This is a genomic window from Rhodococcus sp. EPR-134 (genome assembly GCF_001647205.1).
GTDB classification, from domain to species: domain Bacteria; phylum Actinomycetota; class Actinomycetes; order Mycobacteriales; family Mycobacteriaceae; genus Rhodococcus_F; species Rhodococcus_F qingshengii.
Genome location: NZ_LVCT01000494.1, coordinates 1 through 11,106, shown reverse-complemented (window position 1 = coordinate 11,106; position 11,106 = coordinate 1). Strand labels below are relative to the sequence as shown.

General features: G+C 61.6%; 9 protein-coding genes. 3 read left to right on the top strand and 6 right to left on the bottom strand.

The features are described from left to right. Positions 1–708, bottom strand: a 708-nt coding sequence (locus A2J01_RS22770; protein ID WP_231915877.1) for an SWIM zinc finger family protein, incomplete at its 3' end; no start/stop codon positions are given. Positions 709–824: 116 nt separating this feature from the next. Here A2J01_RS22770 and A2J01_RS22765 point away from each other — a divergent pair. Next, entirely contained in the window at positions 825–2,126 is a 1,302-nt protein-coding gene (locus A2J01_RS22765; RefSeq protein WP_050656924.1) for an HNH endonuclease signature motif containing protein, read from the top strand. A gap of 101 nt (positions 2,127–2,227) precedes the next feature. Here the strand turns inward: A2J01_RS22765 and A2J01_RS22760 are convergent, their stop codons facing one another. The 5 genes from A2J01_RS22760 to A2J01_RS22740 all read right to left on the bottom strand — a co-directional run bounded on the left by A2J01_RS22760 (position 2,228) and on the right by A2J01_RS22740 (position 9,414). Next, positions 2,228–3,517 (bottom strand): PucR family transcriptional regulator, encoded by a 1,290-nt coding sequence (locus tag A2J01_RS22760; RefSeq protein ID WP_042921507.1) that lies wholly within the window; start codon positions 3,515–3,517, stop codon positions 2,228–2,230. A gap of 35 nt (positions 3,518–3,552) precedes the next feature. Then, positions 3,553–4,986 carry a phytoene desaturase family protein gene (locus A2J01_RS22755; protein WP_064113645.1) on the bottom strand — a complete coding sequence of 478 codons (1,434 nt, stop codon included), beginning with the start codon at positions 4,984–4,986 and terminating at the stop codon, positions 3,553–3,555. Then, a complete protein-coding gene (locus tag A2J01_RS22750; RefSeq protein ID WP_064075024.1) occupies positions 4,983–6,830 on the bottom strand; it encodes a DUF3556 domain-containing protein in 1,848 nt (615 codons plus the stop codon). The genes A2J01_RS22755 and A2J01_RS22750 overlap by 4 nt, the downstream gene beginning before the upstream one ends. 85 nt (positions 6,831–6,915) lie before the next feature. Beyond that, on the bottom strand, positions 6,916–8,388 hold the full coding sequence (locus A2J01_RS22745; protein WP_054826947.1) for a class I adenylate-forming enzyme family protein: 1,473 nt from the start codon (positions 8,386–8,388) through the stop codon (positions 6,916–6,918). 132 nt (positions 8,389–8,520) lie between these two features. Further along, entirely contained in the window at positions 8,521–9,414 is an 894-nt protein-coding gene (locus A2J01_RS22740; RefSeq protein WP_007730552.1) for a LysR family transcriptional regulator ArgP, read from the bottom strand. Between the two features lie 75 nt (positions 9,415–9,489). Between A2J01_RS22740 and A2J01_RS22735 the strand changes: the two genes are divergently transcribed. Both A2J01_RS22735 and A2J01_RS22730 read left to right on the top strand, forming a co-directional pair. After that, entirely contained in the window at positions 9,490–10,110 is a 621-nt protein-coding gene (locus A2J01_RS22735; RefSeq protein ID WP_064113644.1) for a LysE/ArgO family amino acid transporter, read from the top strand. Positions 10,111–10,224: 114 nt separating this feature from the next. Beyond that, a partial coding sequence (locus A2J01_RS22730) for a chloride channel protein (protein WP_197494277.1) occupies positions 10,225–11,106 on the top strand: 882 nt, incomplete at its 3' end.

Here is an 11,106-nt window from a genome sequence, read left to right as displayed (position 1 = left end):
GTGTGCTTTCACCGAATAGGCAAGATCTTCCGGCAACTCGGACAGCTTCTGATGCGCAGCAACCAGCAGGTGCAACCGAGCCAACTCGTCGAGGACTTTCTCGGGCCAGTTCTCGGTAGACGCAACGGTGCCCGCCAAGGCTCGAAGTGTGCCTGCGACACCAGGCGCCTGAGCATCCACCATTCGAGCAGCTACTGCGTCGAAGCCCGCCCAGGATGTGTCCATCGCTGCCAGACCACTGCGGATCTGATCGGTGATCCACAGGTCCAATTCGACGAGCCCGCTCGCAACGCGGTCGGCGCGCTTCTGCGCTGTCGCCGGGTCGGGAGCCTTCTTGGGGGCCTCGTCGCCGGTCTCAGCCCTTTCGCCGCGGGTCTCGGCCTTCTCCTCGCGGCGCAACAACCACTCTGCCGCGAAGTCGGCGGGCTCGTCCGCCGACGGCACACGCCCTTCCGACCATTCCACCAGCAGCCCTAGAGCATGTTTGCACGGAAACTTTCGACTGGGGCACGAGCACTTGTATGCAGGGCCCCTCAGGTCGACCACTGCTTGATACGGCTTCGAGCCGCTGCCCTGACACAGCCCCCAGAGCGCGAGACCCCTGTTGCCGGCATGGCTCCACGAACCAGCCAACTTGCGCGCAGCGGCCAGCGATGCGGCGTCCGGAGCTACCGACGCCACCTGCCCAGCTGTCCACGGCGAAGTCACTCGACCACAGTATGACAACCCGCTGACATCACAGAGTCAGGCCGATTCGGTGGTGAACAACCCCTTGACTCGAACACATATTCGAATATGATTTGGGGAGGGGATCGGGGGATTCAATGAGTGTCTTGTTGTCGGACGTGGTGTCTGGTTCTGCGGTGGGGTTACGCGGACGTCTGTGGCAGTTACCTGCTTCTGAGTTACGTGCGGCTGCGGTGTCGGCGAGCGCGGAGATTCTGCGCCTGGAAGCAGTTCGAGTGGCTGTGGTGGACGAGTTGTCGTTGCGTCCGGATGATCAGGTGATTGCCAGCCGCGGTGTGGGGTCCTGGTTGGCGGCCAACACGATGTTGCAGGTTCGGGACGGGAAGAAGATCGCCGCCCTGGGTGCAGCTTTGCGGCCGTTTCCGGCGGTGGCGGCTCGGTTCGATGGCGGGGATTGCTCCTTCGAGCATGCCGTTTTGATCGTGGCGTTCTGTGAATCACCGCCGAAAGGCATGCCGGAGGAGGCGCTACCGAAGTGCATCGATTTGTTGTTGGCTGCTGCGTCGGGGGTGGAGGCGACGACGACGAAAGTGCGGAACGTGATCGCGACCTTGGAGCGGTTGTTCGAGTCCGATGAGATCCCGCCCGCCGAGGATGTCGATCTCAATGAGTTGCGGATCGCGTCGACATTGAACGGTCGGGTGGTGGTGCGCGGCGATTTCGACGCCCTCACCGGTGAGATGCTGTTGTCGGCGTTGTCGAATCTGACGATGCCGACCCCGGCACCGGACGGGACTCCCGATTCTCGGTCGGCGGCGAAACGCACCGCGGACGGGTTCACCGAACTGATCCGCCGTTACCTGGACTGCGCGAAGACCGGTACGGATGGTGGTCAGCGTCCGCATGTGAACGTGCACATCAACGCCCGTGATTTGGCGGAGCATCGGGACTGCGCCGCCACACCAACTGATGGTGGTGGAGTGGCTGTGTCTGATCTTGATGTCGGGCACATGCCGTGGCTGGGGCCGCTCTCGGTCTCGCAGACCAGACTCCTTGGGTGCGATTGTTTCCTGTCCACTGTTCTGCTCGACGATCACGGCGCGCCCTTGGATGCGAGACCAGGAAAACGATTGGTCACCGCCGAACAGCGAGTGGCGTTGATCGCCCGGGACAAGGGCTGCGCGTTCCCCGGCTGCACATGTGTACCGGCCTGGACGGATGCGCACCATATCCGGCACTGGGCCAACGGCGGCCCGACGGTGATGAACAACCTGGTGCTGCTGTGCCGTTCACACCACCGACTGATGCACCGAAAATCAGGGTTCGTCGGGAAATGGGAAATCCGAATAGGAGTCGACAACAAGCCGTGGTTCATCCCACCACCCTCGATCGACCCCGGACAGCAACCCAGGCCGGCGAACACCACCTTCAAAACCTGAGAAGAACCTCAGGCACAACAGAACACGGCCAGGCTCCGCATCGGACATCAAAACCCGATACGGAGCCCACAGGCCGTGGCGCGTCCACAACTTTCCACAACTCACGACGTTCGCGCGGGGCGCAAGACCGATCTGCCCAACAACTCACAAACCTGCAGGGCCAGAGCAAGATCCAACTTGTCTCGGCCGGCAGCAACTGGATCGCCGAGCGCCTTATTGATGCGATACTTCACCGTATTCCGGTGCAGATTCATGTGATTGGCAGTGTGCAGATGACTTTCACCATGTGCAAAGTACACACTCAACGTCGTCCGCAAGGATGCAGCAGAGGGCGTATCTTCCGCCAACGGGCCAAGCACCTCCCAGACCCATGACTTCGTCGAATCGATGTTCTCGGACAGAAGTGAAACCACAGCGACGCCGCGGTCTCCGAAGCTCACCACAGGTCGCTGCGGTGTATCCGGGACGGCAGCAACCGAATAGGCGGCGGTTGCCTGTTCGTGGGACCGTTTGAAACCGTCGACCCCTGACCCCGGCAGTCCGATTGCCACCCGCGCCCCGCCGTCCAACGGCACTGCCGCCGCGAGAACCTCCGGATCCGGCGCAGGCACCCGGCGACCGAACGGCAGCCACGCCCACACCGTGCGCCGATCGATGGCGGTGATGATCGGCGGCTTGTCCGCTCCCGCCGCTGCGCCGAGATCACGTACGAGTCGGTCCAGCGTATTGATGCCCATGACGTCGGCATCCCACGTCGACCAGACCACCAGGGCGACGTGGTTCTGACCGAGGCGGTACCCGGTCTCCGCTTCGAAAGCAGCGGTATCTGCGTTGGCGCCGGACAGGAGGGCGTGGATTGCGGCCGAATGGAGGTTTCCCTGCGCTGCCATCCATCGACTGCGTTCCCGCTCGTACGCGTCGAAGACGTAGAGCGTGATCCAGTCGATGTAGCTGTAGACCACGTCCGAAGTGTGTTTCAGGACAGCCAAAGTGAGTCGCGCCGGAATATCCAGTGTGCTGATCTCGTCGTGGCAGATCCGCATCAGATCGCCTTGGCCCATGTGATAGGCCCGGACAAGGGAGTTGGACGGGACATCCCGCTGCGCCAGACGCAGAGCGTATTCCACTGCAGCAGTGGTGGGTTGGAGATGATCGATCGGAATGTCGTTGGCCAATACGTGGATGATCGTCGTGATGTTTCCCTGCACGCTGGCCTCGAGCATTTCGAGCAATTTGGCGTCTGCATCCAATTGGTCGATTTCGTGAGCCATCATGAAGGCCATCTCACGCGCGATGTCGGCGCTGCGCTCGTCGAGTCGTCGTGCCAACTCGGCAACCACCGCAAGCACTTCCGGCTCCGCGGCTGCAGGCACTCGGGCGAGGCGCCGCATCGCACCGGCGCCTCGCTCCTTGTGCGATGGACTACTCACAGAACTTCCGCACCCTTTCGTCGCAGGTACTTCAGAGCCGATTCGGCTGCGTTGTACCCGCACATTCCATGTGCTCCGGCACCCGGCGGGGTCGAGGCCGAGCACAGGTAAGTGCCCGCGATCCCCGTGCTGTACGGATCGACTGCGACGCGCGGACGCAAGACAACCTGCAGTTCGGTGTTGGCACCTCCGATGATGTCGCCGCCTACCAGATTCGGATTGTCCTCTGCCAGGTCAGCTGTACCACTGCTCGACGTCGCGACAATCTGCTCCCGGAATCCTGGCGCAAACCTCTCGATCTGACGGATGATCGCCTCCGTAGCGTCGCCGGCGTAACCGTGAGGCACGTGCGCATAGGCATACAGCGGATGAATGTTCCCGGCAGATCGGGTGGGATCAGCCAGGTATTGCTGACCTAGCAGCACGAACGGCCGGTCCGGCATGCGGCCTGAATTCGTCTCACGCTCAGCGGCTACGATTTCGTCGAAACCACCTGCCAGATGGACAGTTCCGGCCCGAGCACAGTCCGGATTGGTCCACGGCACATGACCTTCGATCGCAAAATCGACCTTGAATGCTCCGGGAGCCTGCTTGAACTTTCGATAGGCCCTCGCCACTCGGCCAGGGAGTCGATCGCCCAGAATTTCGAGCGCACCCCCCGGATTGACATCCAGCAGAACAACATCGGCGTCCGGAATCTCGGAGGCCGTACGAACCCGAACGCCGGTGTCGATCTTGCCGCCGTGATCGAGGAGCATCGCAGCCATCGCGTCGGCGATCGACCGCGAACCTCCCTCGGCAACCGGCCAACCGTAGCGGTGACCAGCAGCAGTGATCATCAATCCCACCGCCGAGGTGGCCGGACGGTTGAGTGGATAGAAGGCGTGTGCGGCAACCCCGCCGAACAGCGCCTTCCCCTTGTCCGTCTTCCACAGTTTGGCGGTCACCGTTGCCGGAAGCAGCGCTCGCGGACCGAAAGCTGCGAGCCGCAGCGGATGGTGCGGAACATTGACGATCGGGCGCATCAGATCGGACGCCAGCGCATCGAACCCAGTCGACAAGTCACCGAACATGCGTTGCCATCGAGGCCCGTCAGCGCCGAGTCCCGCAGCCGTCTGCTCCAGCGAGCGGTACAGAACCCCGGCGTCCCCGTTGTCGAGCGGATGCGCGCAGTCCACCTCTGCCCATCTCCAGATCAGCCCGTATCGCTCGAGGTCCAGCTTGGACAGGTACGGCGAGCCGATACCCATCGGGTGAAACGCCGAGCAGTGATCATGGATCAACCCCGGCACGTCGATCGGACCGGAGCGGGTGCCTCCGCCGATCTGGTCGGCAGCCTCGAGCACCTGCACGTCCACACCGCTACGTGCGAGGTGTACCGCGGCAGCGAGCCCATTGGGCCCGCTGCCGACGACTACGGCCTTTGTCACTTACTCACCTCTTGCTCGCTACCGCTGACCCTCGTACGCATCTTCGGTTCGGAGACAACCTGCGGATCCGTTGCCGCGCGGTCGGCCCGTACGTCCAGTGTCCACTGAACGTCGAACGGAATGGGCCCGTTCGGCAACCACGGCTGTTCGGCGACTGCGTCGGCGACCTTGAAAGTACCTCGTTCGATGACACCGAGAGCGGCATCGATCACCTGGTACTCCTGCGTTCCCTTGTGGATGGGCTGCGATTCGATCCAGGTCACCAGGAACTCACCGGGTGCGAAATTGCAGCGACGCTGAATGGCTGCGATCAACTTCGCGTCGTGCAGGTGCCCGTCACCGAAGTTGAAGGCGACGATGGAGTTGCACATGAACTCTGCTTCCCGCAGTGAGTACGTGTTGATGTCGTCGCCGAGGTGCCTGATCATCAGAGAGAACAGCGCACGCCCCTGGCTGTGCATGGAACGCCAGCCCAACAGCTGATGCAGAACGACATCGGACACATCTTCGGGGTACATCGTCATCAACTGATTGCGCGTATCCGGCGACGGACGCTTGATGAACTGGTCGATCTTGGCTTCAGCGCCCGGCGCGAATGCCCACGTCGCGGATGCCCAGTTGCCGGCGTACTGACGCATCGACGGCAGGAAGGACACCAGATCCGGTCGAAGGTTTCCGAGAATGGGGAAGAAGGCAAGGGCTGCAACAATTCCCGCGGTGATCCACGGTGAGGACATGGCGCCGAGTCCGTAGCCGTCCCATGCCGGGAATCCCAGGAACAGGAAGACCGAGGCGTAGGCGAACAGAAGATTCCATTCGAGTGGGACGGCAAGCGGGAAGGTCGACGCGATGAACAGATGGAATCCGACCATGAGGATCACGGCGAGGATCGTGAGGGTCTTGTTCGTCGAGAACAGCAGTATCAACGGGGTGACGATTTCGACCATCGTTCCGGCCACGTGTGCGACGCCGCCGCCCAGGTGTGAAGGCCGCAGATCCTCCGGGAAATTCCGGTAGTGGGCGCGCTTGATCTTCTTTGACGGGATCCACGGGGTATTGCTGAGCATCGGAGGAACCACCAGCGAGAAATGGCGACCGAACTTCGAGACACCGGCACCGATCCACACCATGACGATCAGCAGTTTGAGCGCCAGGATCATGTCGACGAACGGCAGGAATGTGAAGAAGAAGATCGCCGGCAGGTACTGCTCACTACGGGCAGCGATGAAGGGCACCTTGTCCCGCAACCCGAGAATCACCATGAGTACCAGGAAGGAGTACAAGACCGTCGGGCGCACCAGTCCGGCATTGTCAGCGATTGCCGAATCGATTCCTGTGGTGTGAACACCGGGGAGAACAGCGGCAACAAGGAGATTGGCGACTGCGGCGGCATAGATGAAGACGTCGAACACCGTGCGGGTGTCACCCGAGGTGAGCGGCACTTTGCCCGGCCACGGTGGCAGACGAATCGTGCCGGGGCGGAGCCAGTAGAGAACTCCACCGGTCATCGGCTTGAAGTGGCCGGCGAGCGGTCCCCAGGATCCTGCCAAGCCCAGCATCTCGAGCATCATCGTCCAGATGATGAGTTTCTGGTAGACGATCGGCTGGTTCCACCACGATCCGATGTCGAACCACGAGAGGCCGGAAGTCAAAGTGGCAACGGCTGTTCCAGCTGCCAGGTAGAGGAACAACAGTTTCATGATGTAGACGGTGTGGACCATCTTCGGCGTACCGAAGCCGTAATCCACCCAGTGCGTGGACATGTCACGCAGACGCTCGAGAAACGGCTTGTCCATGAACGTTGCCGGATCGACGGGAGGGAAGTTTCCTTCTTTGAATCCCATGATTTGCTCCTGAAATACGGAATGTGGGCATGACGGATCGACTCGACGGACGTCGTCGAGTTGTGCTGGTACTACGGGGAAGTGACTAGTGAGCGGGAGTTGCGCTCAGAGCTCGTCTCATTCCAGGTTTGTCGATCTTGCCCACCGGGTTTCGGGGAAGCGCATCGACGACGTAGATCGCCACTGGCACCTTTACTCGGGTGAGCAAGGCCGTGACATGTTCGAGCAGTTCGTCTTCGGTGACGGGCGCATCGGGGTAGGCGACAACATAGGCAACTGGCACCTCTCCGTAGACCTGGTGCGGAGCGCCGATGACGGCTGCCTCGAGCACGGAAGGGTGTGTAGCGAGCGAGTTTTCGATCTCCTTGGGGTAGATGTTCTCTCCCCCACGGATGATCATGTCCTTGATGCGATCGACCAGGGTCAGGTAGCCGTCCTCGTCGAGGACTCCGACGTCACCGGTATGCAACCAACCATCCTTGACGGTCTTCGCAGTTTCCTCCGGCTTACCCAGATAGCCACGCATCACGTTGCCACCCTTGATGACCACCTCTCCGGCAGTCCCGGCGGGCGCAAAGGTTCCGTCCTCGGCAAGAATGGAAATCTGCTGGCCGGGCAACGCCGGGCCGACCGTACCGAGTTTGCGCACGCCGTCCACAGGATTGCAGGCCGATGCACAGGTCCCCTCGGTGAGTCCGTAACCTTCCACGATCACGAAACCGAAACGCTGCTCAGCGCGTTCGAGGAGTTCCTTGCTGATCGGCGCCGCACCGCACACGGCAAACCTCAAGGACGACGTGTCGATCGAAGGGTCTTCCGGCTGTGAGGTCAGCATCGCGTAGATTGCCGGCACCGCCGAGAAATACGTGGGGCGAAGCCGCGCGACGTCGTCGAAGAATCTCGAAACCGAGAACTTCCCGGTGACACTCACCTGTCCGCCGACAAGTAAGGGCGTCAAGACGCTGACGCAGATCGCGTTGACATGGAACAGCGGCAGAATCAGCAGGCAGTGATCCGCGCCGGTAACACCGATGTTCTTGCCCATCGACGAAGCCATGAACTGCAGGTTGGCATGAGTCAGCATCACTCCCTTGGGCCGTCCGGTGGAGCCGCTGGTGTAGATGAGCAACGCCAGATCGTCTGCTGCAACATCGATTCCGGGTCGGGGATCGGTCGGCGGCACTGTCGCCAGATCCTCGACAGCCAACACTGCGCGGCCGCCCGAGGGTGCGTCGGCAGTGGCGGTGATGACCAACTCGGCCCCGGAGTCCGCGATCTGGTAGTCCGCTTCGTTCGCGGTGAACATCGGATTGATGGGTGTAGCGGCAGCACCGATGCGCCAGGCAGCCATGATCGCGATCAGCAACTCGACGCGATTGGGCAGCATGATCGCCACCACGTCACCGAGGCCGATTCCGAGTCCGGCCAATTGCGCGGCAACAGCTTCCGTGCGATCTGCGAACTCTTCATACGTGAGTTCGACGTGGTCGTCCCGCAAGCACGGCTTCTGCCCGTACTTCTCTGCAAGATCCCAAGCCAGATATCCGATGTTCGCCACGAGAGTCAGCACCTTTCATTCGTGTGTGACTCAAAACACTATCGGCGTCCTGCGGCCGAAGAAACGGTCCCAGGGGATCAACTTGTCCAGGTTCTTTGTTCCCTGAGCACAACACCACACGTACGGTATGCATCAGCTCGACGGCTGATGCAACACCTCGTGGGCGCGTCTGGTCACCACCTCGGAGATCCGGCGCAAGACAGGTGACGACAGTTTCCACTGCTGCCAGTACAGCGGAACGTCGTCCACGAAGTCCGGATCGAATCCGATCAGCACGCCGGAGCGATCGTCGTCGCCGCGCTGCAGGTCCGGTATCAATCCCCAGCCGTATCCCCGCCTGACGGCGTCCGCGAAGTCTGCCGATGAAGGAACAAGATGACGGGGCGGATCGGCGGGGTGGCCGACCTTTTGATCGAGGTACCGATCCTGCAGCAGATCCTTGCGATTGAACACCACCAGCGGCGCCTCCGAAAGGGATTCGGCCGTGACACCGTCTGCGAACCAACGACGGCAGAACTCTGCACTCGCCATCGGCCGATACCGCATGATGCCCAACCGACTGGAGGTACACCCTTGAATCGGTGACGCAACAGACGTGACGGCAGCCATGACCGAACCGTCGCGCAGCAGTTCGGTGGTGTGGTCTTGATCGTCGAGATGAAAATCGAAACTGACTTCTTGCGTGAACTCCGCGAGGGCCCCGAGAACCCAGGTGGACAGCGAATCGGCATTGACCGCGATCGAGACACGCGCAAACATCCCTGAACCATTTTCAAGGCCGAGCTCTCGCACGGTGTCACGCGACAAAGCGTCTATCTGACGTGCAAGACGCAGGACTTCTCTCCCGGAATCGGTGACCTGGACGGGTTTGGTGCGCTGCACCAGGATCCGGCCAACCGAGGTCTCGAGACCTTTGATTCGTTGGCTGACCGCCGAAGGCGTGATGTGTAGTTTCCGCGCCGCCGCCTCGAAGGTTCCCTCGTCGACCGCGGCGTGCAATGCCCTCAGTTGCTCGAAATCCAACATAATCTGAAGCTACTCTGATGTGTCCTTAGAATCATTAGCTGGACTGAATGATATCTGCGCGGCAGGCTCGACAACATGCTCAGCACCAACGACCCTGCGTCGGCCCTCGTCGGTTTCGGAGTCGGACTGTCATTGATCGTCGCAATCGGCGCCCAGAATGCGTTTGTTCTTCGCCAAGGTCTGACGCGATCGCACGTACTCCCGATCGTCGCAGTGTGCGCGTTGTCAGACGCAATTCTGATCCTCGCGGGCGTCGGCGGAATCGGGACCCTCCTCGAACACGCACCGTCGATGATCACGTTCGTTCGTATCGCCGGCGCCGTTTTCCTCCTCAGCTATGCGATCTTCGCCGCCAAGCGGGCACTTCACCCCCAGACGTTGGCACCGGATCGACATGGCAACGGGTCGAGGATTGCCGCCGTCACGATGGCACTGGCCCTCACCTGGCTCAATCCACACGTGTACCTCGACACCGTCGTGCTCATGGGTTCTATCGCCAACGGTCGCGGCGAGATCGGACGTTGGTGGTTTGCAGCCGGTGCCATCACGGCAAGTGTGGTCTGGTTCGGCGCCCTCGGTTACGGCGCACGTCTGCTGACGCCGCTTTTCGCGAAACCCAACGCGTGGCGGGTTCTCGATGCTCTGATCGCCGTGATGATGGCAGTTCTCGGAATCAGCCTGCTTGTCGAATTGTGACCAGGCTGCACAACCTCGATCCGACCCTGCGGGTAGCGGGATGGGTTACCGTCCAAGGTGAGGAAGCTCAATTCACCTGTCGCGAGTTGTGACCATCAGGTAGGGCTGATCACGATGACCGAGGACGATGGCGGCACCGAACCGCGGGACTCCCTCCGCGGACTGGGTTTGCTGTGTCTACTCGCTGCGGTCGCCGGCGTCGGGGTCGGATTTGTCGGCGGTGCGTTCCGTTGGTGTCTGATCAGGGCCGACGAACTTCGTCAGGCGATCGTGAACTGGGCGCATCACGTTCCGTACGTCGGGTGGCTCGTGCCGGTCCTCCTGGTGGCCCTGTGCACCGTACTTGCCGTACTGATCGTCAGACGAGTGCCCCTCGCAAAGGGAAGCGGCATCCAGCACGTCGAGGCGGTGTCCCGCGGTGAAGCGAAACCGCCGGGAATCAATCTCGTGCCCGCCAGATTCATCGGCGGCCTCTTGGCGATCGGCTCCGGTCTGGTTCTCGGCCGTGAAGGCCCCACCGTACACATGGGTGCGGCGATCGGAGCAGAAGCGGGACGGCGAGCCCGCCTCACCGAACCCGACGTCGCCATGCTGCAAACATCCGCGGCCGGAGCAGGTCTCGCTGTCGCATTCAACGCGCCGATCGCGGGGGCACTGTTCGTCTGCGAGGAGGTGACGCACTCGTTCCGGCTGCGCACCGTGCTGCCAACGCTTTTCGGTGTTTCAGTGGCGGTGGGCTGTGCACGGATCGTCATCGGTGATCAACCCGATTTCGAGGTCGGCACCGTCCCGACACCGCAACTCGCATTCTTGCCACTGTTCGTCGTCTTCGGAATCCTCACGGGGCTACTGGGTATTGCGTACAACCGCCTGATTCTAGGACTACTCGACATCGTGGCACGGCTCGACAAGATCCCACCGACTGTCATCGGCGCAACGATCGGCGCCGTCATCGGCCTGACGCTGTTCCTCGACCCGTTGGCCAGTGGGGGCGGC